19 protein-coding genes are annotated in these 23,961 nt (G+C 48.7%); 12 read left to right on the top strand and 7 right to left on the bottom strand.

The features are described 5' to 3' along the window. Nucleotides 1–170 precede the first annotated feature (170 nt). From dnaK to QUA24_RS13980, 8 genes are all read left to right on the top strand, one after another. Nucleotides 171–2,288: a molecular chaperone DnaK gene (gene dnaK, locus QUA24_RS14015; protein ID WP_333230415.1), complete on the top strand. Its 2,118-nt coding sequence runs from the start codon at nt 171–173 to the stop codon at nt 2,286–2,288. A 132-nt stretch (nt 2,289–2,420) separates the two neighbouring features. Continuing rightward, a complete protein-coding gene (dnaJ, locus tag QUA24_RS14010) occupies nt 2,421–3,548 on the top strand; it encodes a molecular chaperone DnaJ (protein ID WP_333085115.1) in 1,128 nt (375 codons plus the stop codon). 291 nt (nt 3,549–3,839) lie between these two features. After that, the gene (locus QUA24_RS14005; RefSeq protein ID WP_333230414.1) at nt 3,840–4,130 is read left to right on the top strand and encodes a sulfurtransferase TusA family protein; all 291 of its coding nucleotides are present in this window, start codon (nt 3,840–3,842) and stop codon (nt 4,128–4,130) included. Next, entirely contained in the window at nt 4,127–5,377 is a 1,251-nt protein-coding gene (rsgA, locus tag QUA24_RS14000) for a ribosome small subunit-dependent GTPase A (RefSeq protein ID WP_333230413.1), read from the top strand. Before QUA24_RS14005 ends, rsgA begins: the two co-directional genes overlap by 4 nt. Nucleotides 5,378–5,618: 241 nt before the next feature. Continuing rightward, complete coding sequence (locus QUA24_RS13995; protein WP_333230412.1) at nt 5,619–6,404, top strand: MotA/TolQ/ExbB proton channel family protein; 786 nt, start codon at nt 5,619–5,621, stop codon at nt 6,402–6,404. Nucleotides 6,405–6,419: 15 nt separating this feature from the next. Next, nucleotides 6,420–7,148 (top strand): biopolymer transporter ExbD, encoded by a 729-nt coding sequence (locus QUA24_RS13990; protein ID WP_333230411.1) that lies wholly within the window; start codon nt 6,420–6,422, stop codon nt 7,146–7,148. 531 nt (nt 7,149–7,679) lie between these two features. Then, nucleotides 7,680–7,877, top strand: coding sequence for an NblA/ycf18 family protein (locus QUA24_RS13985; protein ID WP_006635253.1), 198 nt, complete (start codon nt 7,680–7,682; stop codon nt 7,875–7,877). Continuing rightward, entirely contained in the window at nt 7,867–8,118 is a 252-nt protein-coding gene (locus QUA24_RS13980) for a hypothetical protein (RefSeq protein WP_333230410.1), read from the top strand. The genes QUA24_RS13985 and QUA24_RS13980 overlap by 11 nt, the downstream gene beginning before the upstream one ends. A gap of 191 nt (nt 8,119–8,309) precedes the next feature. On the opposite strand, the gene QUA24_RS13975 is transcribed toward QUA24_RS13980, so the two are convergent. The 6 genes from QUA24_RS13975 to QUA24_RS13950 form a co-directional block, all read right to left on the bottom strand. After that, the gene (locus tag QUA24_RS13975) at nt 8,310–8,759 is read right to left on the bottom strand and encodes a hypothetical protein (RefSeq protein WP_333230409.1); all 450 of its coding nucleotides are present in this window, start codon (nt 8,757–8,759) and stop codon (nt 8,310–8,312) included. A gap of 80 nt (nt 8,760–8,839) precedes the next feature. Next, the gene (locus QUA24_RS13970) at nt 8,840–10,042 is read right to left on the bottom strand and encodes an anhydro-N-acetylmuramic acid kinase (RefSeq protein WP_333230408.1); all 1,203 of its coding nucleotides are present in this window, start codon (nt 10,040–10,042) and stop codon (nt 8,840–8,842) included. 91 nt (nt 10,043–10,133) lie between these two features. After that, complete coding sequence (locus QUA24_RS13965; protein WP_333064224.1) at nt 10,134–10,865, bottom strand: PP2C family serine/threonine-protein phosphatase; 732 nt, start codon at nt 10,863–10,865, stop codon at nt 10,134–10,136. A gap of 419 nt (nt 10,866–11,284) precedes the next feature. Beyond that, nucleotides 11,285–13,051, bottom strand: a complete 1,767-nt coding sequence (locus QUA24_RS13960; protein ID WP_333230407.1) for an AarF/ABC1/UbiB kinase family protein — start codon at nt 13,049–13,051, stop codon at nt 11,285–11,287. 111 nt (nt 13,052–13,162) lie between these two features. Further along, complete coding sequence (locus tag QUA24_RS13955; protein ID WP_190660406.1) at nt 13,163–13,495, bottom strand: DUF6825 family protein; 333 nt, start codon at nt 13,493–13,495, stop codon at nt 13,163–13,165. A gap of 519 nt (nt 13,496–14,014) precedes the next feature. After that, nucleotides 14,015–15,586 carry a protein kinase domain-containing protein gene (locus QUA24_RS13950; protein ID WP_333230406.1) on the bottom strand — a complete coding sequence of 524 codons (1,572 nt, stop codon included), beginning with the start codon at nt 15,584–15,586 and terminating at the stop codon, nt 14,015–14,017. Nucleotides 15,587–16,432: 846 nt separating this feature from the next. Here QUA24_RS13950 and QUA24_RS13945 point away from each other — a divergent pair. After that, a complete protein-coding gene (locus QUA24_RS13945) occupies nt 16,433–17,047 on the top strand; it encodes a hypothetical protein (RefSeq protein WP_333215669.1) in 615 nt (204 codons plus the stop codon). A gap of 476 nt (nt 17,048–17,523) precedes the next feature. Then, the gene (locus QUA24_RS13940) at nt 17,524–19,182 is read left to right on the top strand and encodes an ABC transporter substrate-binding protein (protein ID WP_333230405.1); all 1,659 of its coding nucleotides are present in this window, start codon (nt 17,524–17,526) and stop codon (nt 19,180–19,182) included. Nucleotides 19,183–19,234: 52 nt separating this feature from the next. Here QUA24_RS13940 and QUA24_RS13935 read toward each other — a convergent pair whose 3' ends face one another. Continuing rightward, on the bottom strand, nt 19,235–23,257 hold the full coding sequence (locus QUA24_RS13935) for a DUF4347 domain-containing protein (protein ID WP_333230404.1): 4,023 nt from the start codon (nt 23,255–23,257) through the stop codon (nt 19,235–19,237). A 220-nt stretch (nt 23,258–23,477) separates the two neighbouring features. On the opposite strand from QUA24_RS13935, the gene QUA24_RS13930 reads away from it, so the two are divergent. Next, complete coding sequence (locus tag QUA24_RS13930; protein WP_333230403.1) at nt 23,478–23,675, top strand: hypothetical protein; 198 nt, start codon at nt 23,478–23,480, stop codon at nt 23,673–23,675. Nucleotides 23,676–23,740: 65 nt separating this feature from the next. Further along, nucleotides 23,741–23,961, top strand: a 221-nt coding sequence (locus QUA24_RS13925) for an AAA family ATPase (protein ID WP_333230402.1), incomplete at its 3' end; no start/stop codon positions are given.

The following is a 23,961-nucleotide window of genomic DNA, read 5'->3' as shown; positions in this document are numbered from 1 at the left end:
CAAAAATTCTGAAAAATGTTTTTACCAGTCTTTGATACTGCTTTAGGACATCAAGTTTATTTCCTACAAATCTAGTCTGGGAATGCTTGTTTAAACAAGCTGAGTCGTTTTTCATCTCCCAACCTGTAGTTGGAGATTTCCAAACATCCCACAAAGTTTTATGAGGCGCTATGGGAAAAATTATTGGAATTGACTTAGGCACAACTAACAGTTGCGTAGCTGTGTTAGAGGGCGGTAAACCCGTCGTGATCGCCAATTCCGAGGGCGGCCGCACAACTCCGAGTATAGTAGGATTCGGCAAGGCGGGGGATCGCTTAGTAGGTCAACTAGGCAAGCGGCAAGCTGTAACTAATGCTGTAAATACTGTCTACAGTATCAAACGATTTATCGGACGGCGGTGGGACGACACGGAAGAAGAACGAGCGCGGACTCCCTATACCTGCATAAAAGGCAAAGACGATACCGTTAACGTCCAAATTCGGAACAAGGTTCACACTCCCCAAGAAATCTCGGCAATGGTACTCCAAAAGCTCAAGCAAGATGCTGAAGCTTATTTGGGACAAACGGTTACACAAGCCGTGATTACAGTGCCAGCCTACTTCACAGATGCCCAACGGCAAGCTACTAAAGACGCCGGTACGATCGCAGGCCTAGAAGTCCTGCGGATCGTCAACGAACCGACAGCGGCAGCCCTTTCCTACGGGCTGGACAAGCAAAATATAGAACAGAAAATCTTGGTCTTTGACCTAGGCGGCGGTACTTTCGACGTTTCGATCCTGCAACTGGGAGACGGAATTTTTGAAGTCAACGCTACCTCCGGTAACAACCATCTCGGAGGAGATGACTTTGACGACTGCATTGTACAGTGGCTGGTAGAAGCTTTCCGCACTCAAGAAGGCAGTGACCTTTCACAAGACAAAATGGCCTTGCAGCGCCTCCGAGAAGCGGCAGAAAAAGCGAAAATCGAACTCTCCAACCGGGAATCCACCTCGATCAATTTGCCCTTCATCTCCTCTGACGAGAAAGGGCCGAAGCATTTGGAAATGGAACTCTCCAAAGCTCAGTTTGAAAAACTGGTGGCTCATTTGGTGCAAGCGACGATCGATCCGGTGACTCAAGCCCTCAAAGACGCAAGTTTGACCCCCAAAGACATAGACAGAATTATTTTAGTCGGAGGCTCAACCCGGATTCCGGCAGTTCAAAAGGCAATTAGCAAGTATTTTGGGGGTGTTTCTCCCGATAAATCCGTCAATCCCGACGAAGCTGTAGCGGTAGGCGCGGCAATTCAAGCCGGGGTGTTGGGTGGTGAAGTCAAAGACTTGCTGCTGCTAGATGTGACGCCGCTCTCCCTGGGACTCGAAACCTTGGGCGGGGTGTTCACCAAAGTAATCGAGCGCAATACAACTATTCCCACCAGCCGATCGCAAATGTACAGCACGGCGGCAGACGGGCAAACCTCGGTAGAAATTCACGTACTCCAAGGCGAGCGGGCATTAGTTAAAGACAATAAAAGTCTCGGCAAGTTCTTGCTCAAAGGCATTCCCCCAGCCCCCCGCGGCGTACCTCAAATCGAAGTTACCTTTGAAATCGATGCCAACGGGATTCTCAAAGTGGCTGCTGAAGACAAAGGAACCGGAAAAGAACAAAGCATCCAAATTTCCAATACAGGGGGATTGAGCGAAACCGAAGTCGAGCGGATGCGACAAGAAGCCGAACTTTACGCCGACGAGGACATCAAGCGCGCTCTACTCGTCGAACTCAAAAATCAAGCTGACTCCCTCGTCTATAATTGTGGTGTAACTTTAAAAACCAACGCGCAACTGCTGAGTGACGAGCTAAAGGCCGAAGCGGAAACAGCCGCAGCAGCCTTGCGGGCAGCGATGACTAACCCCGACATCACAGTCGAGGAACTCACGCCCGCAATCGAATCTTTCAAGCAACTGCTATACTCGCTGGGGACAGCAGTCTACGACCAAGCCCGCAGCGGGGTAGCCCCGTCAGGAGCTGTTGTTGAAAGCGAGATGATGTCAGAAGTAGAATCATCACAACCAGAAGAGGTTAAAGCGGACGACGACAGCATTTTTCTGAAAGAAGAGCTGCTGGTGGCGCCCCAAGCTCTGCCGGAACCAAAGCCGGAACCAAAGCCGGAACCAAAGCCGGAACCAAAGCCGGAGCGACAGTCAAAACGACAGTCAAATCCACAGTCAAGTCCACAGTCCAATCCACAGTCAAAACAAAAACAGAAGGTTCCCGAACCAGAAGTTGATGATATGAATCCTTTCCTTTAAAACTGAAAAGCTAAAAATTAAAAGTTAAAAATTGACAATGAGAATTTTTGATTTTTAATATGTAATTTCAGGAAAGGTCGCCCGTTTCTTTTTCGTACACTTTTTGTTATTTACCTCCAGGCAAGCAGCTCTATGGCCGGTGATTACTATGAAATATTAGGCGTTTCTCGCAGCGCAGACAAAGAAGAAATTAAGCGTGCTTACCGCCGCCTAGCTCGCAAATACCATCCAGATGTCAACAAAGAACCCGGTGCCGAGGAGCGGTTTAAAGAAATTAACCGCGCCTACGAGGTCCTCTCAGAACCCGAAACCCGTGCCCGTTTCGACCGTTTCGGTGAAGCAGGCGTCAGCGGTGCAGGGGCACCTGGGTTCCAAGACTTTGGTGACAGCTTTGCCGATATTTTTGAAAGCTTCTTTCAGGGCTTTCAGGGAGGTGTCGGCCAACAACAGCAAGGTCGCAGGCGCAGCGGGCCGGTGCGCGGAGACGATTTGCGCCTCGATTTGCGGCTGGATTTTCGGGAAGCAGTGTTTGGTGGGGAAAAAGAACTCCGCATCAAGCATCTAGAAACCTGCGAAACTTGCACCGGGACTGGCGCGAAACCGGGAACCCGACCACAAACCTGCTCGACTTGTACCGGCAGTGGTCAAGTCCGACGTGCTACCCGCACTCCTTTCGGCAGCTTTACTCAAGTTTCAGTTTGCCCCACTTGCAACGGCACCGGGCAAGTGATTGAGGATAAGTGCGAAACTTGCGGCGGCCGGGGCCAGAAAGAAGTGATGAAAAAGCTGAAAATCACAATTCCGGCTGGGGTTGACAACGGTACTCGCTTGCGCGTTTCCAATGAAGGGGATGCCGGCAAACTGGGCGGGCCGCCCGGAGATCTTTACGTGTTCTTGGCGGTGAATGAAGACCCGCTATTTAAGCGGGACGGCACTAACGTTAGCTCGGAAGTTAAGATTAGTTATTTGCAAGCAATTTTGGGGTGCCGGTTGGAAGTGGAAACCGTAGACGGGCCGACGGAATTGTTGATTCCTAGCGGAACTCAGGCAAATACTGTTCTTACTCTTGAGAAAAAAGGGGTGCCTCGGTTAGGAAATCCCGTCAGTCGTGGCGATCATTTGATTACGGTGTCTATTGACATTCCGACTAAGGTGACGGCTGAGGAACGGGAATTGCTGATGCAGCTTGCTAAGCTGAAGGGCGATCGTACCGGTAAAGGCGGCTTGGAAGGATTTCTGGGCAATTTGTTTCAGAAATAAGCAATTTTTGACACCAATTGGTGTCAAATTTTCCTGTTCCAGGATTCCCCAGTCATTTGTTTTAGTATCTGTCAAAAAATTGTGGGCAATTGCTCACAAAAATCTCAGGTGGGATGCTTCCTGGGCATTGCGTTTCAGCAGCGCTGAAAAAAGTGAGCGCAATTGCGCTCACTTTTTTCAGAAATAATAATAGTCTGTGTCCAATTGGAAAGAAAATTTTAGATTCTCCAGTTTCCAGGCAACTTGTTTAAAAAAGTAAGGCTTTCAGGATTTGAGATTGCAAAAAGCATTATGAATTCAACATCGAAAATTGAAAATCCCAAATCCCCAGATGCCAAAATCGATCTGCGGGGTACTCCGTGTCCTCTGAATTTTGTCCGCACTAAACTGCGCTTGGAGCAAATGGCACCGGGTGCTGTTTTGGAGGTGTGGCTGGATGCTGGGGAGCCGATCGAACAAGTACCTGATAGTCTCAAAATGGAAGGGTACCAGATTCTGGAAACGCAATTTGTGGCGGCTCAGCCGGAGTCGGGCTTTTTTTCAATGAAAGTGCAGCGCCCAGAAGACAAGGAAGCAGGATGAGCCTGAATTCAGCCTCGATTGTCGGTACTGTAATTGCTGTTCAGGCTAACTTCTACCAAGTGAGGTTAGATCCCGAAGTCTCCATTGACGGGAAAAATGCTCCCCTCGCGGATTCTCCGACTCTCCTGTGCACTCGTCGCACTCGACTGAAAAAAATTGGCCAACAGGTGATGGTGGGCGATCGCGTGGTGGTAGACGAACCCGACTGGACTGACCGCCGGGGTGCAATTTCTGAAGTCTTCCCGCGCCGAACAGAACTCAACCGCCCGCCTGTAGCTAATGCCGATCGCATTCTCCTCGTTTTTGCCCTTGCTGAACCAGACTTAGATCCCGCATCATTAACTCGGTTTTTAGTCAAAGCCGAATCTACAGGTTTAGAAGTGAGTTTGTGCCTGAACAAATGCGATTTGGTCACGCCCCAGGAGTTGGAACAGTGGCGCGATAGACTTTCAGGCTGGGGCTACGAACCCATGTTTATTAGCGTACGCAGCGGTGTAGGAGTTCAGGAAGCCCCGGCTAAGGGTAAAAATGAAATTTTTGCGTCGAAACCGCATTTCAATGACTTAGGGGAGAAAATAGAGCCATCTCTGCTGACTTCTGAGGATAACCCCCAGCTTCCAAATTCGGCCAATGCGTTACATCCGTTAAATCCCGTACATAGCCCGTTGCCGAACTTGCTTCTAGACCACCTGCAAGGGAAAATAACGGTAATTTGTGGCCCTTCTGGGGTTGGCAAGTCCAGCTTGATCAACCAACTGATCCCGGCCCTGAACCTCCGAGTGAACGCTGTTTCTGGCAAACTCGGCCGCGGGCGCCATACGACTCGCCACGTCGAACTATTTGAACTCCCCGGCGGCGGACTCTTGGCTGATACTCCGGGCTTTAATCAGCCGGCTCTCGAATGCGATCCCTCAGAATTAGCGGAATATTTCCCAGAAGCGCGCCAGAGGCTGGCTTTGAGCAGCTGCCAGTTTAGCGACTGTTCGCACCGAGACGAGCCTAACTGTGTAGTGCGGGGCGGTTGGGAGCGATATGAGTATTACTTGCAGTTTCTCGAAGAGGCGATCGTCCGCCAGCAACAAGAGCAAAACTCCAGCAGTGCCGAGGCGAGTTTGAAACAGCAAACCAAGTCGGATGGTACGCAGCATTACGAACCGAAGCTGCAAACTAAAAAATATCGCCGCTCTTCCCGCCGCCTTCAACACCAGTCACTCCAAGATATGTGTCAAGACTTAGAGGAATTGTGAGGAAGTCGCCGCCCATCACCCGTAAGCACTAGAAAACATTACCAAGACTTACCCAGGAACCGGGTTTCCTCAACGAAAATACTTCGTTGCACCCGGACGCCCCCTTCGCAAAACCGGCTTTCTTTAGTCGCGAGTGCGTAAGTCCTGAGTACATTAATAGCTAAAATTAAATGGCCTTAGATTTGTTAAAAAAAGTAGAACAGAAGCAAAAGTTAGTGGGTACTGCAGGAGCAAAAATATTGTGAATATTCAAGAATTGTTTCAAAAAGGCGGCCCCGCCATGTGGCCCCTGTTGGTGTTATCGATTCTATCTTTGAGTACAATTATCGAGCGCTTGTGGTTTTGGGCAAGCCTTCTGAGCAAAGAAAAGCAGATTGTTAACCGCATTCTGGAAGCGGCTCGCAGCGATTGGGGGGCGGCTAACGAGATTGCAAGACAAGCTAACCGACAGCCGATCGGGCGATTTCTTTCTGCACCTCTGCGGCTCTACAATCCCGAACCAGATTTATTTCGACTCGCACTCGAAGCTGCAGCCGATGAAGAGTTGGCTTCGATGCGCCGCGGCGACAAAATCTTAGAAGCTACGATCGCTCTCGCCCCTTTGCTGGGCTTGCTGGGAACTGTTTTGGGCTTGATTAACTCGCTCAGTTCCATCCGTCTGGGCGACATCGGCACGGCGGCAACAACTGGCGTAACTTTGGGGATTGGCGAGGCGCTGATCACTACTGCATCTGGGATGGTAGTAGCAATTTTTACCTTGGCTTTTTATAGGATATTTCAAGCTTTTTTGTTCAACCAGGCAAAAATATTTCGCAAAGCTGGAAATGAACTGGAATTGCTTTACAGGCAATACTGGCCTGCCGCTAATGCTAAGGGTCGAGCACCCGGTGCAGAATACAGCAATTCTTCTTTTGGTGCAGATGGTTTGAACAGGCGTTCTCTCAATTCTCAAGAATCGGGAGAACGGAATCGGGAGCCGAAATTGAAAGGTTCCGATCCGGCTGAAGATTCCCCTTCTAATAATTAAAACTCCTGAGAACTGATGAAGATTAATCTAGATACTCCTGCTGAAGAGGCTCGGATTGAACTGGTGCCTTTAATTGACGTGATCTTTTGCATTCTGACGTTTTTTCTCCTGGCGGCTTTGCAACTGACTCGCCAGCAAGCAATTAATGTCGATTTGCCTAAAGCGAAGACTGGACAAACGCAGATGCGAGAGATGCTGATTGTCAGCATTGACGATTTCGGGCAAACTTATATCGATCAATTGCCTGTTAATTACCAACAGCTCGATCGAGTTTTAAAGAGTTTCCAAAGCCAGAATCCTACGGGGTTGATGGTGCTGTACGCTCCTCAAAATGCGAGATATGCCAAAGTAGTCGAGGTTTTAGACAAATTGAGAGAGGTAGGGGGCGATCGAGTTGCCCTGGCAACTCTTCCTAGTTCGGCTCCCTCCCCATTGCCCAATACCTCGCTTCCCAATTCTGGCATTCCTGCGGCACCTGCGATCGGCAATTCCGGTCAACCCCTGCCGTCTCCTGTGCCTCCGGGGCAGCAACAGTTCAACCCCAATCAGTTTCAATCCCCTCTCCCCACTCCTGGACAGCAGCAGTTCAATCCGAATCAGTTTCAATCCCCTCTCCCCACTCCTGGGCAGCCTAGTAACTTTGGGGCAAATCAGGGCATTCCTCCGGTTTCGCCTACACCCGCTGCTCCCAATTTCAGACCCGGAATCGCAACTCCACCACAGGATGGCGGGCCCTCGAATTAGTTAGGAAGAAGGAAGAAGGTTCGGCAACGAGCAATGTACGGGATGTAACGGATGTCCGTCGGAAGAAGGGAGAACAGAGAAATAGAAATTTTCCCAATCTCCTCATCTCCCCCTCTTCCGCTCTCCTCATCTCCTCATTTTAAATCTCCCCCTTTCCCCATCTCCTCATTTCCCCCTCTCCCCCTCTTCCGCTCTCCCCCTCGTGGAGATTCTCTCCGCCGGATTTGGTATAAAGGGCTTCAATTCTTTTGGTTCGTACTGAGCCTTTTTTCTCTTGACAAGTAGATACACTTGTATGTGCCTGCGGAAGGAACTTTTGCAGACATCTCGCCATCTCTATCGCTAAGTAAGTTATTTCCTAGGACAGATGGTAATTTTGTCAAATAATTGTTACCTTTTGTAATATAGACTAAAGCCAGATGGGCCATCGGGCATCCCGAAACCAACTGTCGATCGCTGAAACAACTTACAAATCTGGTTAATCCAGGTGTTCACTTTTAAGTCACCTTTACTTACAGAGGAGTCAAAGTCATGAGCCAACCAGCAGAATTGTCTTTGGAACAGCAATTTAGCCTGTGTTCCTTCAAAACACAGGTAAGTGACATGAGCCGCGAACAAGCTCAGGAGTTTTTGGTCAAGCTTTACGAGCAAATGATGCTGCGGGAAACGATGTACCGCCATTTTCTGAAACACCACTGGGGTTTAGAACCTAACCCAGGTGTTGAGTAGCAAAGAGTCGCAGTCGGCGACCTCCGTCTCTTACTCTCTTCCCTCAGGCGGAAAGGAGTTGGGGGTGATGGGGCGTCACTCGAAGGCAGAAGGTAGAAGGCATTTGTACAGACGTGAGGAAAATTTGACAATTCCTTTGTGGATTTCACTGAATGTGGAAGTCGAGGTAAGCAGTTTGTCTATCGACACCATCGGACAGGGTCAAGATAATTTATCGCGCCTCGACTCGAAAATTGGATAACTCTTAATAATAAGTGTTAATTTTTTAACCCATTAAAATTTTTAACAATTCAATATATTTGTCTTTAGTTGCAGCGGATGAGGTTTGACAGCAATGGCGCTAGTCGGACATCTGAGCGCGACCTCCGACTAGCAAAACCTTCACTTTTCACCTTAATCCCTAGAACTCGCAACTGTGGACTCTAGAAAGAGTTATTCCCCCTGACGTTCGAGAGTTGCTTCCATTGTACTCGTCAAGTAATGACCAGACATGATGCCACTAGATTGGTAGTAGCGGTTGTCATCAACTCGGTGAAGGGTATCAAAACCCGTCCGCCGCTGGCGTTCGTCTCCCAATACCCAATAACGCTGGACGATCGACTGGGGAGCAATCCAACCTTCGCCCTCGACGCGGCCGAGTTCGCTGTGTTGGAGTACAAACGTATACTGCCGTTCATCGCTGTTGAGGTGTCCTCGGTACTGCAAAATAATCTCTTCGCGATCGCCTCCAGGAAATACGAGCTTTGTCACCATACTGAACCAATCTGTTCGGTTCCAGCTCACTAAAGTTTTGCCTTTAACCGTAATTGGCACGCCATTGCGCTCAATCCAGCTTCCTTCGAGCGTCCATTGGCCAGATTCCATTAAAAACGTGTGAGCCACAGTGCTGTTCCTATGCTTTTCCTGCTGGCTACAATGCTGGTGCAACAACGCACAGCCGTTGTCCCTCAGACTCTATGCTATCACGCCCAACTGTGCCAACAAGAGTTAATTTCTCCTAAAAGTACCGATGTCCGGGCACCAGTCACTTGAGGCAGATTGCCGGGAATGCCCCGAATCCGCCATGCGGCTAAAACCGCGAAAGCGATCGCCTCTTTAAAATCTACATTCAAGCCTGCCTCAGAAGTAGTCAACACTTGCACTGGATGCAATTGAGATTGCAATCGGCGTTTTAAGTAGAGATTGTGGCTGCCGCCCCCGCATAGTAAAACTCGATCGGGCATAGCCGGTAAAAAAGTTTGGTAACTGTGAACGATCGAGGCAACAGTCAGTTCTGTCAGAGTGGCCAGCACGTCAGCAGGACTGAGGTTGTAACCTTGGGCCTCGACCAAACACCTGTCAAAATAGTCTACACCAAATAGCTCTCGCCCCGTTGATTTCGGCGGTGCTTGGCGGAAGAAGTCTGATGCGAGCCACTCCTCAACTAAAGCTTGACAGGGAGTGCCCGATGCCGCCCAAGCTCCACCTTCGTCGATCGTCTTAGTGCCGCCTGAGAAGTGCTGTACTGCCAAATCTAACAGGGAATTCGCCGGGCCTGTATCCCAGCCGGATATGCCATCCCCAAGACTGAAAATCTCAGACTCGTCATTTTTTCCCCTTTTTCCCCTAGCCGGAAGATAGGTAACATTCCCAATTCCCCCCAGATTTTGGATGCAGAGGCTGAGGTTGGGGTCCGCCAGCAGGCAGGCATCAACTATTGGCACTAAGGGTGCTCCTTGACCCCCGGCAGCAATGTCTGCCGATCGAAAGTTACTCACAGTAGTAATTCCTGTCAATTCCGCAATTAGCGCGCCCCGCCCGAGTTGCAAGCTGTAGCCCATTAACGCACCGGCGCTGTCTTTCTGGGCTTTCCCAGCAGGTCGGTGGTAGACAGTTTGACCGTGAGAGCCGATTAATTCGGCTTTATCATATTCTGCTTGAATTGTCAATGCCGCCGTGGCAAATTCTTGGGCGATGGCATCATCTAATTCCGCTAGTTCAGCCATTGACAAAGCTGAGCCACTGCAAACCGAGAGAATTTGCGATCGCAAATTAGCAGGATAAGAGAAAGTCTTGCCGGCCACCAATTGCACTTTCAAGTCTGTTTGGGAACCGACGACATCCACCAAAGCAGCATCAATGCCATCCACCGACGTGCCGCTGATCAAACCGATAACGCGGGTCATTCAATTTTAGATTTTAGATTTTAGATTTTAGATTGTTCACTTTTTCGATTTTTCGATTTTAGATGGTCGGGTGCGATCGGGCAATCGAATATTATTTGAGGTCGATCGTTACGATCACCACAGTAATATTATCGCGTCCACCTTTATCCTTAGCAGCTTGAATTAAAGCATTTGCGGCGCCCTCGCAGGCGCGAATCGACTTCAGAGGCGAAGCTATCAAAGGATCGGAAAGTTCTTCAGTCAAGCCATCGCTGCAGAGCAGCAAGCGATCCCCAGGCTGCACGTCCACCGGCAAAATATCTATCTCCCGCAAATCATCGCGGCCTAAACACTGGGACAAAACGTGACGCCAAGGATGAGTGCGAGCTTGGTCAGGAGTTAGGGCCTTTCTTTTCACAGCCTGAGCCACCCAAGTCTGGTCTTCAGTAATCTGTTCCAAGCGAGAGCCGTGCAGTCGGTACAAGCGAGAGTCCCCGATATTAGCGCACCAGGGTCGGCCCTCATCCCTAAACATGAGAACCACAGCCGTAGTCCCCATGTCAGCACGCTCCGGGTGGTCGAGCTGATCCGTCAAAATTGCTTGATTGGCAATTAAAAAAGCCTTTTCCAACAACAGCGGAGAATCCTCTGGCCCTTCCCAATGTTCGAGCAAATAAGATTGAATCGCCTGAGTCGCAATCCGGCTGGCTTCTTGACCTCCGGCGTGTCCTCCCATTCCGTCGGCCACTATGAAAAATCGCCCGTCAGAGTCTATGTAGTACGAATCCTGATTTACGGAACGAACTAGCCCTGTGTCTGTCTTACCTGCGAAAGAGCGTTTCATAGATTGGGTGATTGGACTCATCGAACTTAAAAGCTTGATTTAATGGGGTGCAATTTTTTATTCCAAAACTTAAATCCCGAACGGACTTGAAATTCTGCAGCCCGCGATCGCGAGTTTTGGAATAAAAAATTGCAGTTCCTTGACCTCATATTGTAGATCGATATGATGGTAATCCCGTCTTAAAATTTCGGTAAACCCAGTAAATTAAGCAGCACCTGCAAAAAAAACAGGATTTATACCCAAAATCAGAGGTTTATCTGGCGAAAAACTTAGGCAGCAACCGGGTTTTTAGCCTCAAAGCGCGTAAGTGTTGTAAATTTTAGCAATTTGTGGTATCGCAGCCAAAACTTAACATTCGAGGTCAAATTTTGGCTGGCGAGAAATCTCAAACCTGAAATTTCAAATCCCAAATTGCCCCATTATGACATCCTGTCTAAACGATCGATCCGCTTGAACAAACGCAGCATAGCAAACCCTGCACCCGCCGCCAGCACGGCAACAGCGACAGCCGGCCAGACTTGATTGCTGACAAACAAAATTGTCGCCGACAAAGTAAAAGCACTCATCAGCAAAGCATAATTCGTGCCCATTTGAGCGCTGCTCATGCGGCGGAGCAAGCGCTCTGTTTCGGCCGAACGGACGCGAATCCGCAAATCTCCCTGTTCGAGTTTGTCAATAGTCTCCTCAATCCGGCGAGGCAAACCCAAAGCACTCGAACTCACCTGAGCCGCCTGACGGCCGATTTCGTTAAAAATGCTGCTACTGGTATCATGGCCATTTCCATTAGTCATAAGCTGCATGGCAAAAGGTTGTGCCACCTCCATAAAGTTGAACTCGGGATCTAAGCCTCTGCCCACCCCTTCGATGGTAGAAAAAGCTCGCATTACAAAAGTAAAAGTAGCTGGGAAGCGAAAAGGTTGGTTGTAGGCAATATCGTAAAGGTCGTCGGTAATAGCGCTCACAGACTGATTTTCAAAAGGCTTGTCCATGAAGTTGTCCAGCATATACTGGATCGATCGGCGCACCGGACTCATATCGCCCGTAGGCACCAAAGCTCCCAAATTAATCAGAGAATCCATAATCCGCTGTCCATCCTTGGAAGCAATGCCGTAGAGCGTCTCCATCAGTCCTTCGCGGACGTTCGACTGGATTTGCCCCATCATGCCAAAATCGTAGAAAATCAGACAACCGTCAGCACTAACAGCGATGTTGCCGGGGTGTGGGTCAGCGTGGAAAAAGCCGTCGTTGAGCAACTGGCGCAAATAAGCTTTTGCGCCCAACTGAGCGATTAATTTACGATCGATACCGGCCGCTTCCAAAGCTTCGTAGTGGCTGATTTTTATCCCTGGCAGGTATTCCAAAGTCAGCACTCGCGGAGCCGCGTACCGCCAATAAACCCTCGGCACCCGCACCCAGTCACAGTTGCTAAAATTGCGACGAAAAGTATCAGCATTGCGACCTTCATGGAGATAGTCAATTTCCAGCCACAGAATGCGACAGCATTCTTCATAAATCCCCATCCAATCGCGGCCGCGGCCCCACTTAGGATGGTTTTGAAAGTAGCGGGCAATTCCCTTAAGAATTTGCAAATCGATCTCGAACAGCTTCCGCAGTCCCGGTCGCTGCACCTTGACCACCACTTCCGGGCCCGAATGCAGTTGAGCTTTGTGTACCTGACCCAGACTTGCAGCAGCCAAAGGCACCGGGTCAAAGCTGCGGTAGAGTTCTTGAACTGTCTTGCCTAAATCTTGCTCGACAATTACTTCTAACTGCTCGTAGCTGAAAGCAGGGACTTTATCTTGCAGCTTAGAAAGTTCCTCCACAAACTCTGCTGGGAACAAGTCGGCGCGGGTGGAAAATAACTGCCCAACTTTAATGAAAGTTGGCCCCAAATCCAAGAGTGTTTCTCGAACCCAGATAGCTTGAAAGCGGCGTCTGGCAACTTTCTTTTCTTCAGTCACGCCTCCCCAGTAGCTCCAATTTTTGCTGTCGAGCCAGAGGGAAGCCAGCCAGAGCAAGACAAAGGCCCAAATGTCGAAGAAGCGCCGCTTCCGGGAATATTTTTCGCGATTCCAGCGATAAGCTTTACTTTTGTAGGATTTACTAGCAGTTTTTAGCTCATCGGCTTCGCCAGTGTGCTTGGGGGAGCGCTGGCGATTAACAGAGTTATCAAGGAGAGCAGACACTTGGGTTCCCAAATTGCTTATTTTATGTTGTTGCTTTGATTGAAAGTAGGAGCGCAGGAGCGCAAAGCAATGCGCTCACGTAGTAAATAATAGTTGTGGTCGAATCGAGCGTTAAGGCAAACTGCTGCGGTAACGCTGCAGTTCCGATCGCACCAGAGCCACTTCGGCACGCAGCTCGTCAATCGTCGCTTGCAAATCTGCCGGATGGATGTCTTGAATTGTGGTGGTGCTTGCAGTCCCTGTTCGGGTCTGCATCGCCTCATCCGAAGCTCGATTTGCCCGTTCCACAACTCTATCGGTGAACTGCCGCAAGCGTTCTCTTTGTTCTGCGTCAAATTTGCCGAGTTCAGAGAAAGCGTTGGTTGCGGCGCTTTCTAATTGCTCGTACAGTGCTTCGGCAAGTGCTCTGCCTACAAAAAAAGCATGAACTGGGGGTTTACTCATAAAAAATCTCTGTGCGCTTCCGCAACAAATTATAACTTGCTTGTCCCCGATGATGCTTGCTCCCAAAGGAAGGAAGTTTGGGGGAATTGACACTCCCACCCCGAGTGTCGGGGATGGGATTGTTGAGAGTTAGAACAGTCTAACGCGCCACGGCTTAGCACAAAAGCCTCGCTTAGACTGGCTCAAATTCGAGGTTGGGGTTGCTTTGTACCAAAATGTTTGCAGCTTGGCAGTATTAATACGCGACATCACACCACCTCAGCGCCGCGCACATATTCTAACATAATTTAAATCAAAATAGGAAACCGTCCTGCATTTTTTTGCGGGCATTTGGATGGCAGAGGGAATAGGAAATAGTCGATAAACTCAGACGGCGACTGTTGGGATTTTCAGATTCTACCAAAGTTTTTGGAAGATAGTCGTTTGCTAGGTATAACCTTATTATTTCAACTACTGAACGGATATTTGCTGACTTATAAAACCAAGTTGTTGTCGCACTTTGAACCAACAAAAACCATATTAATTTGTCGCAGGTTCGGGAAAAGGCATCGTGGGATCTGCAACAGGGGGTGGTGACTCAGGTGCGATCGAACTATCTGAATTGTTGTCACTGCGGCTCGGTATCGCAGACTCAGGCGATCGCTCGATCGGCGAGGCTATTACTGGCGACGGGGATTCCGACGGCGGCAAGGTTTCAGCGCTAGCACTCTCAGGGGCAGGCGGGGCAGGTGCGGCGGGCGGTTCTGGCGGCAGGGGCGCAACTTCAGGTACTGGTGCGGCTTCTGGTTGGGGATATGGCTTGATTTCGGTTTGAGGCTCTGGAATGGGAGACTCAGAAGGCTCCTCTGCGGGATCGGGCGTCGGCGATGGCTCAGGTTCCGCTTCGGGATCTGGAGCGCCAGTTTCCTGGCTTGGGGACTCAGAAGGTTCGGCGCTAGTTTCTGAGGGTTCGTCGATCTGTTCGGGAATGTTGCTGCTGTCTAAGGGGGGTTTGGGACGCTTGTTGAGTTCGATGGGGTAGAGAGGGGTGCTTTCGACAGACGGCTGTCCGAACATCGGCTCTGACAAATCGCGGGATTTGAGCAAATCTTCGAGAGATGGGAAGGATTCAATTTTGGGACTATTACTGAGACTGGTGCTGTTGTAGTGCGATGCTAGGTCAAAACCCATCCAGCCTGCAATTGCAGCCGTTACGACAAATGCCACAAAAGTCAACTGTGGCGGGGGAGGTGCGGGCAATCTTAGACTTTGCTTGCCTTTTCTTTTTACTGATACTCGCTCTGTTTCTTGCAGCATGGTGAGCCAATTTTCCACTGTCTGAGGGCGGTTGTGGGGGTCGATTTCGAGTCCCTGAAGGATGGCTCGCTCGATTCTTGGGCTGAGGTTGGGCTGAAATTGCCGTAACTCAGTCAAGGGGATGCGATCGCGCAGGGGTGCTGCTACGGGGGCCACGCCGGAGAGTAAGTAGTAGAGGGTGGCTGCGATCGCGTAGATGTCAGTGGCCGGTGTACATTTACCGTCATAGAGGTATTGTTCGATCGGCGCGTATCCGGGGGAGAGCAAGTTAGTGTGGGTTTGTTTGGTGCCGGCGGTAAAGCCACGGGGAATTCCGAAATCTATTAACATTACTACGTGAGAATCAGCTCGCCGGATAATATTTTCTGGCTTGATATCTCCGTGCAGCAATCCGCTGTGATGAACTGTACTTACGGCTGAGGCTATTTGCCGAATATAGTGCACGGCCTGGGCTTCTGGCAGCGGCTGATCGGTTTCGACTATTTGGGCGAGAGTTTGGCCCGGAATGTAGTCCATTGCAATAAAAGACTGTCCGGCTTCTTCAAAAAAGTCGATTACCCTGACTATGTTGGAATGCTGACACCGCGACAGGCGTTGGGCTTCGGCAATAAACTGCTGCTGAAATTGGGCAGATTCTGGGTGTTGGCGCAGACTTTCGTTGAGGGTTTTGAGTACGACGGTTTGGTTTAAATGGGTGTGGATAGCTCGGTAAGTGATGCCGAACCCTCCTATCCCTAAAGTCGCGTTAATTGTGTATTTGCCCTGTTGCAGGACTGTTGCTGGCGCTAAGTTCATCTTCAGTTGATGCCGTTTCCCAAACTATGCTACCGCCTTTGGGTTATTTCGCAGAGTTAGGGGTGAGGTTTGATCGATCGGCGCCCTAGTTTGAGCTTTAGCTCTGCTATATCTTTAATCTTGGCATCCCCACGTCATTTTATCTGTAGTAGGTATTGTGAAACTTAACGCTCCGGCTTTCCAATAATAAAAATCCCGCTCTTGTGGAACGGGAAAGCCATCAGGGTGCATCTATAATATCTGACTCTAACTTATGGGGGGTACAACCCCTCATTACTTTAACAAGTCTTTAAAATTAGCCGATTTTTGTAAAAATTTAGGTTTTAGGTTGACTTATGAGCAATCTTATGATTTATCAGATTGCTGCGTGGCGATCTTGAGCTTGGAGAATTGACAGCAATTCTTGCACTCTGGCTGCGATCACTTCAGTTGAGGCGAACTGGTACATTCCGATGGCGAATACGATCTGGATTTATAGTACGTCGTTTTCCCATGTTGCTCGCAGAGTCAGACCCTACAGACCAGATTACCTTTTTGGCTCAGATCAAGTTCAGGCGAGCGGCATAAAATGAGAAAGAGGCATTGTATCGGGCTTAATCTTGAGACGGCAAATGGCTCAAACCTTGTAAATAAAAAGGCTGTAAGCATTCTCCAGGCATTGGTAGCCCAGAGCAATCAATGCTTAAATCGCTGTTCGCGTTACACACCAAGGCCTGGAGGCAAGCTCAAGTTCCCCAAAGGGGGGAACTTGAGCTTAAGTTGTCACAAATGGAGTCTTGCTGGTAACGAGAAGCGATCGATTAGCAATTAGCAGCAATTAGTAATTACTTATTCTTTGGTTTGAAAATGTCTGTTAAACAATCACATTACGAGACTTTACTAGCAGAGTACAGCGAATCTTCGGCCGCGATCGCCCTGCTGAAAAAATATCGGGTTTACATGGAAATGATTCCGAGTATCCGCCGCGCCCATGAGAGTTTAATCACAATTCCTTTGCCCATTGCGCGCTTGCGAGACGGGGTTTCTTATGCCGGAAGCAGCGGCACTAGCATATCGCCCGGACAGGCAGTTTGTTTGCCCTGCGATTTGGCGATTTTGATGTGCGATCCTGAATGGAAAGTTAAAATTGGAGTGGAAATTTTGATTTTCATTCATCGTCCGGGCGAAGAGTTTTCTGAGTTGCTTGGCCGCTGGCGGCAGTCTCAGGTTTGGCTGGACAAAGGTTACGAATGGGTGATGCCATACCGCTACAGGCATATTTACAGTGATGAAGCTGAAGCGGTTCATCCGCTATTTGTTTTGTTTGAGGAAACGCCGGAACTGATTCAACGGGGTTTGATGGCGGCTGGTTTACCGTTTGTGGTGGAAAGTTTCGACTCTGGGAGTGAGGAGGTAGAGGAGGAAGAGTTGCTGGGTAGCGGGGAACTGGGAACTATTGGTGAAGAAAGTTTGGATTTGTAGGGTGGGTGCGATCGCATATAGCCATCATATTGCTTGAAGTGTAAATTTTTTTCGACGAACTGTAGAGGGCGCTCTTGGCGCAGAGAAAGAGAAAAATCTTGATGTTGGCGAATTCTGAATCGGGTTGTTATATGCAGATATTCAAAAATATTTTGGGTGTGAAAAGGAATGTTTATGCTCCCCCCCACATTCATGGAGGAAATCTAAAATCTACAATCGAATGACCCCTCTAGCTGGGGCGAAAACGTTGGCTTTCATGCTGGTTACGTCACCTAATGTAAATGTGTGGGTTTAGATTTTGCCATCCAGCATGATATCATCAGGCTGCTTTATTTGGTTTGTTAATTTAGATGGGTTGTTAATATAGAATTTACTAAATGAACCGCAGAGAACGCAGAGACCACAGAGGGGAGAGAAAGAGCAAATTAGAATTTATTGATATGAGTAAAATTTCCTATTAAACCGGAGCTATTGAAATGAGATTGTTAAAAGCTTGGCGTTTAGTTTTATTAAGTATAGTTTTTGGGATGGCTGTAATTTTATCAAATTGTGGCACGTCCTCAAACACGGTTAGCAATAATTATCCAACTGGGCCAACTCCTGCTGCGGTTCCGGCTGGGGCTTTAGTTTACGGTGCGGGTGGGCCGCCGGTCAATCTGGAACCGGGAAATATTACTGATGGCAATTCGGTGATTGTTATCGACCAAATTTACAATCGCTTGACTGATTTCAAACCGGGAACTGTGGAACTTGAGCCGAGTCTCGCTACTGAATGGTCAAGTTCTAAAGATGGCAAAACTTGGACTTTTAAGTTGCGTTCCGGGGTAAAGTTTCACGACGGTACGGATTTTGACGCGGAAGCTGTTAAGTTTAATGTGGATCGCTGGTGGGATGCCAAAAATCCTAACGGTTTTCGAGAATCTGGCAAAACTTATCCAATTTGGAAGAATTTTTTTGGTGGTTTCAAGGGAGATAAAAATTCCTTGGTAAAAGATGTGGCAGTTGTTGATAAGTCTACGATTAAGTTTGTTTTAAATCAACCTTTTGCTGCTTTTCCCTCGGCGATTGGGTCGGGTTATTTCGGGATGGCGAGTCCGGCGGCGGTGAAAAAAGCGGGTGCTAAATACGGCACTCCGGGGTCGCTGGCGGTGGGTACGGGGCCTTTTATGTTTCAGGAATGGCGATCGGGCGATCGCATTGTTTTGGAGAAAAATCCGAATTATTGGAAAACTGGCACGCCAAAAGTCAATCAATTGGTAATTCGTTTTGTTGACGATCCGGCGGCGAGACTGGCTCAATTGAGAGCGGGTCAACTTGATTTTAGTGTGGATTTAACGCCGGATCAATTGAAAGAGGTTCAAGCAGATGCTAATTTAGAAACTGTTGTGCGACCTTCTTTTAATGTCGGTTATTTAGCGTTAAATCCGAGTTACGAACCTTTGTCAAAACCAGAAGTCAGGCGAGCGATCGCCCAAACAATTAACAAGCCAGCAATAGTCAAAGCTTTCTGGGGAGAACTCGGAAAACATGATTCGCAATTTATCCCGCCTGCGCTGAATTGGGCGGCGTCCGATCAAGTTAAAGATTATGAATTTAACCCACAGCAAGCTAAAGCAATGCTCGCGAAAGCCGGTTATCCGAACGGTTTTGATTTGGATTTGTGGTATATGCCTGTCAGCCGTCCCTATTTTCCCACGCCGAAGCCGATCGCTGAGGCTTTGGCGGCGGATTTGAGCGCGATCGGGATTCGGGTAAAATTGCTGACAAAGGATTGGTCTGCTTATTTAGCCGATCGCCTCAAACCACCCGGCTTTCAAGCTTTTATGATGGGTTGGACTGGAGATTATGGCGATCCAGACAATTTTTATTATCCTCACTTCGGGCCGGGTTCGACGGCGGATTTGGGAAATTGGAAAAATCCGAAAGTTCTGGGACTTTTGGATCGGGGGAGGGCGAGTGGGGATAAAGCAGCTAGGGCGAAAATTTATGCGGAAGTTAGCGAGATTTTGCATGGGGAAGCTGTGCGTTTGCCGATCGTACATTCGCAGCCACTTTTAGGGAAACGCAAGAATATTCAAGGTTGGGTTCCGAGTCCTTTGGGGTCTGAGTCTTTTGAGGAAGTGAGCAAAAATTGAGAGTTTAGAGCGAGATGCACCCTACAGATAGAGTTTATGCGTAAGTCATGTTTTAGAGGAAAGTGAAGTCGGCAGCATTAATTTGACTCGCCGATATCGCGATCAGAGATGCCAAGATTTCTCCTGTTGGCACAAACTGGATTAAAGTTGCACTCTTACTTTGAGTAATTGCTAATTGAGAGAAGGTGATACCGCTAGCAAGTGTGAGCAAATCTTTCTCGTCTTCAAAATCTAAAATAGTATCCGTTCCAGCATCAAGTCCTAAGAGGAATCGATCGCTCCCCAAACCTCCAATTAAACAATCATTTCCCAAGCTGCCAAATAGGGTATCATTTCCTTTACCCCCGTAGAGAGTATCATTCCCTTCACCGCCAAGGAGACTGTCAGAAGCGCGATCGCCAAATAAAACATCCTCACCGTTATTGCCAAGCAAAGTATCATTGCCCTTGCCACCGTAAAGGCTATCATCCCCGTTGCTACCTTCGAGAAAATCATTACCTTGATGAGCGTACATGCGATCGTTGCCATCAAGACCACTGAGGGTATCATTTCCCTGTTTACCACTAATGGTATCGTTGCTGCGATCGCCTGCAAGGAAATCGTCGCCATCAGTACCGATAATTGGAGAAGGATTGAACTGCGTTGGTGTCAGAGTGACAGATGGCGTTGGTGTTGATGTCGGAGTTGGCGTTGGCGTGACAGATGGCGTTGGTGTTGACGTCGGATTGGGCGTTGGAATGATTGAGGGCGTTGGTGTGGCCGTAGGAGTTGGTGGGAAAGTAGGCGTCGGCGTTGTTGTGGGAGTAGGCGTCGATATTAGTATCGGTGTTGGTACTGGTGTTGGTGTGACTACCTCTGTGATTGTGCCGAGTTTAGCAATCCAAATATCTTGACCGCCTGCATTGGGACCTCCCAAAGCGCCGTTAGTTTGTCCCGTGAGATAGAGATTGCCAGCGCTATCGAGTGCTAATTCTGAGGAGGAGTCAGATTCAGGACTCCCGAATTGCTTCAGCCACAACTGGTTGCCATTGCTGTCGTACTTAGTTGCCCAAATATCTTGACCGCCTGCATTGGTGCCTCCCAAAGCGCCGTTAGTTTGTCCCGTTAGGTAGAGATTGCCAGCGCTATCGAGTATTAACTCTGAATAGGAGTCATCGCTAGCAGTCCCGAATTGCTTCAGCCACAACTGGTTGCCATTGCTGTCATACTTGGCTTCCCAAATATATTGACCGCTTGCATTGGGATCCCCGAAAGCGCCGTTAGTTTGTCCCGTTAGGTAGAGATTGCCAGCGCTATCGAGTACTAACTCTGAAAAGGAGTCATCGCTAGCAGTCCCGAATTTTTTCAGCCACAACTGGTTGCCATTGCTGTCATACTTGGCTGCCCAAAGATCTTGACCGCTTGCATTGGGGCTTCCCAAAGCGCCATTGGTTGTTCCCGTCAGGTAGACATTGCCAGCACTATCAACTGCTAAGTTTGAGGGGTAGCCTGAGAAGGACTCAGAGTTGATATTCGGGAATTGCTTCAACCACAACTGATTGCCATTGCTGTCGTACTTGGCTGCCCAGGTGCCACCATCCGGTGGATAGCCTTTTGAAAAGTTATAGTTTATGCCCGTCAGGTAGACATTGCCACTGCTGTCCACTTTTATGCCATAGGAGATGTCGTGGGTATCAGAATTGACATTCTTCAACCACAACTGGTTGCCACTGTCGTCATACTTGGCTACCCAGGCTGTTCTGGGGCCTCCACCTGCACCTGAAGTTGTATATTCGGTTGTTCCTGAAATGTAGACATTGCCGGCACTATCCACAGCTAGGCATGAGGGATAGTCACCAAAATCAGGGGTTCCGGCGAACTGCTTGAGCCACAACTGGCTGCCGGTGCTGTCATACTTAGCTACCCAAGCGTCGGCTGCGTTAAAGCCGCTCGGTGGCAGTGGAACGCTAATGCTTCCTGTCAGGTAGACATTGCCAGCATTATTCACTGCAATATTCACTGTCTCTTGTATGACAGAGTAAAAACTGCCATCCTCTAACTGCTTGAGCCACAACTGACTGCCACTGCTGTCATATTTGGCTACCCAGGCATTTGTACTTGGATTGGTGCCACTCAAAGGCTCAAAGGTGCTTCCTGTCAGATAGACATTGCCTGCACTGTCAAGTGCTGCACTATTGAAGTGATCGTCATTGGGTGTGCCGAATTGTTTGAGCCATTCAAAGTTAGGCGCTAGTTGTCCAATAGTCTGTGTGGTTTCAGGGATTGTATCTGCAACAGCACCTGTGGGAGTTGGGGTTCGTGCAGGTGTCGGGATTGGTGTCGGAGTACCTGTAGGAGTAGGAGTTGCAGTAGGCGAAGGCGTTGGGGTTGGCGTAAGATTACTACTAATGTAACGAGCAAGAGCAAACTGACCACCAGCTAAGCCTGCCACCACAATTTTACTGTCTGACTGGAGAGTTACTGCGTAAGCATTGTTATTAGGGCTGCTCATGTTGAGGGGGAATTGCGTAATTACTTTACCGCCAATCCCAAAGGTGGCATCCAAACTGCCGTCGCTGTTGTAGCGGGCGGTGGCAAAACCATTACCGTCATGTCCTACCGCGATAATTTTGCCATCTGGTTGCAGAACTAAATCCTCCGCCGTGTCGGAACCCTCGAAATTTGTGGTTACTTTGCCACCAGTTCCAAAAGTCGTATCCAAAGTACCGTTGCTGTTGTAGCGGGCAAGAGCAAAGTCTCGATAATTGGAAAAATAATTGGTGGTTCCTAGTATCACAAATTTGCCATCAGGCTGAAGAAGTATGGCAGATCCGCTGTCGTAGCCATCGAAAGGACTAGTTAATGTGTTACCACTACCAAAGTCAGTGGTGACTTTACCATTACTCCCAAAGGTGGTATCTAGTGTGCCATTGCTGTTATAGCGGATGACTCCAAAGTCATTACTTGGCGCCTCTCCTGCTACCAGAATTTTGCCGTCAGCCTGAAGGACTGCATCTGCCACCGATATTGTGCTTTCAACATTGGCAGTTACTTTGCCACCGTTGCCGAAAGTGCTATCCAAAGTTCCATCGCTGTTATAGCGGACAACACTGGCAACCTTACTATTTCCCACCGCGACGATTTTGCCGTCGGGCTGAATAAGTGCGGCACGAGCAGAGTCGAAATCGTCCCCAAAATCTGTAGTAACTGTGCCACCAGTTCCAAAAGTCGTATCCAGACTACCATTCCCGTTGTAGCGAGCAACCCCAAAGTCTTGATTGGCGCCTCCCACCATCACAATTTTGCCGTCCGGCTGAATTGCTAGTCCAGATCCACCCGAGGAACCCAATCCAAAATCTTTAGTTACTTTACCACCTGTCCCGAAGGTGGCATCTAGACTGCCGTCATTGTTGTAGCGGGAAAGGGCAAAATCACCGACGACATCAGCAGTCCCTCCCACAACAATTTTGCCGTCAGATTGGACAGCTACGTCGCTGGGAACGTCCCAGATGCCACTAAAACTTGTTGTTACTGATCCGCCAGTACCGAAGCTGAGATCTAAGTCGCCCGCAGCCAACACTCCTTGGTAAGCTGCCATGACATCTGGCTTAAACGCTGTGGGTGCTTTAATTTTCCCTGTGGTAACTTCCAGTTCCCAGTCGCCGCCTTGGGCTGCACTCCCGGTGGGACTGCCAGATGCGGCGATATTTGCACCTGTGAGGGTGGCAATGCTTTGGAGGAAGGGATTGGGGGTGAGGTCAGATGCTACGCTGCAACCGTAAATCAGGATGTCTGCATCTGGAGTTAAGGCGTGTCGCCATTGCTGCAATTGGTGTTCGTAAGTTTTGAGGTTATCCAAACACAGTCTTGTTTGGCCCAGTTGCAAATTGCCTGGACTTCCGTGGGAAATGATGTGGATGCTGTCAATATTGGTGCGAGTTGCTAAGACTTGAGTGATTTGGTCGATCGCATCTCCTGTTGCTTCCATAACCACCACCTCTGTTCCTGGTTTTACTCCTGCAACTAGACTTTGATACTCTTCTACTTGAGTGTCGATAAATGCGATCGCGCGTGCTGATATTGTTGAGCAATGCATAATACACCTCTGAAATTAATTTCTGTAACAAAATGTCTAGATTGCAGTTAAAAGTGCGATCGCTCGTTTTTGTCTGGCGCTAGTGCGATCGCCTGCAAGATTTACCCCAAAAGAAAATCAATCTTACAATAGCCTATGTCTGCGTAAGTATGGCTGCAAGTATGTCACTGTTGTAAAATATCTTCTCTTTGGTTCTTCATCCTTTACATAAATTTACTTTGTGATTCATATTTTTGTTCTCAAATCTCAAATCTCAAATCTCAAATCTAATGCGGAAGTTAGCGAGATTTTGCATGGGGAAGCTGTGCGTTTGCTGATCGTACATTCGCAGCCGCTTTTAGGAAAACGCAAGAATATTCAAGGTTGGATTCCGAGTCCTTTGGGGTCTGAGTCTTTTGAGGAAATAAGCAAAAATTGAGAGCTTAGATCGAGACACCTCTCCTCGGTTATCATACTTTACATGAATTTACCTTAACAAACGGTATGGAGAGCAATCAGCAACCTGCAAATCATCAGCCACAAATTATTTTGATTACCGGGAACATGGCTGCCGGAAAATCAAGTGTGGCCCAATCACTTGCCGAACGGTTGCCCAAAAGTGTCCACCTTCGCGGCGATATCTTTCGTCGCATGATTGTGAATGGACAGGCCCAAATGGCGTTAAATTTGTCAGCAGAGGCATATCAGCAGCTTCAACTGCGGTA

Source organism: Microcoleus sp. Pol12B5 (assembly GCF_036701335.1).
In the GTDB taxonomy this organism is placed as follows: domain Bacteria; phylum Cyanobacteriota; class Cyanobacteriia; order Cyanobacteriales; family Microcoleaceae; genus Microcoleus.
Note: the sequence above shows the minus strand (reverse complement) of the source record. Positions and strands in the feature narration are given on the sequence as shown.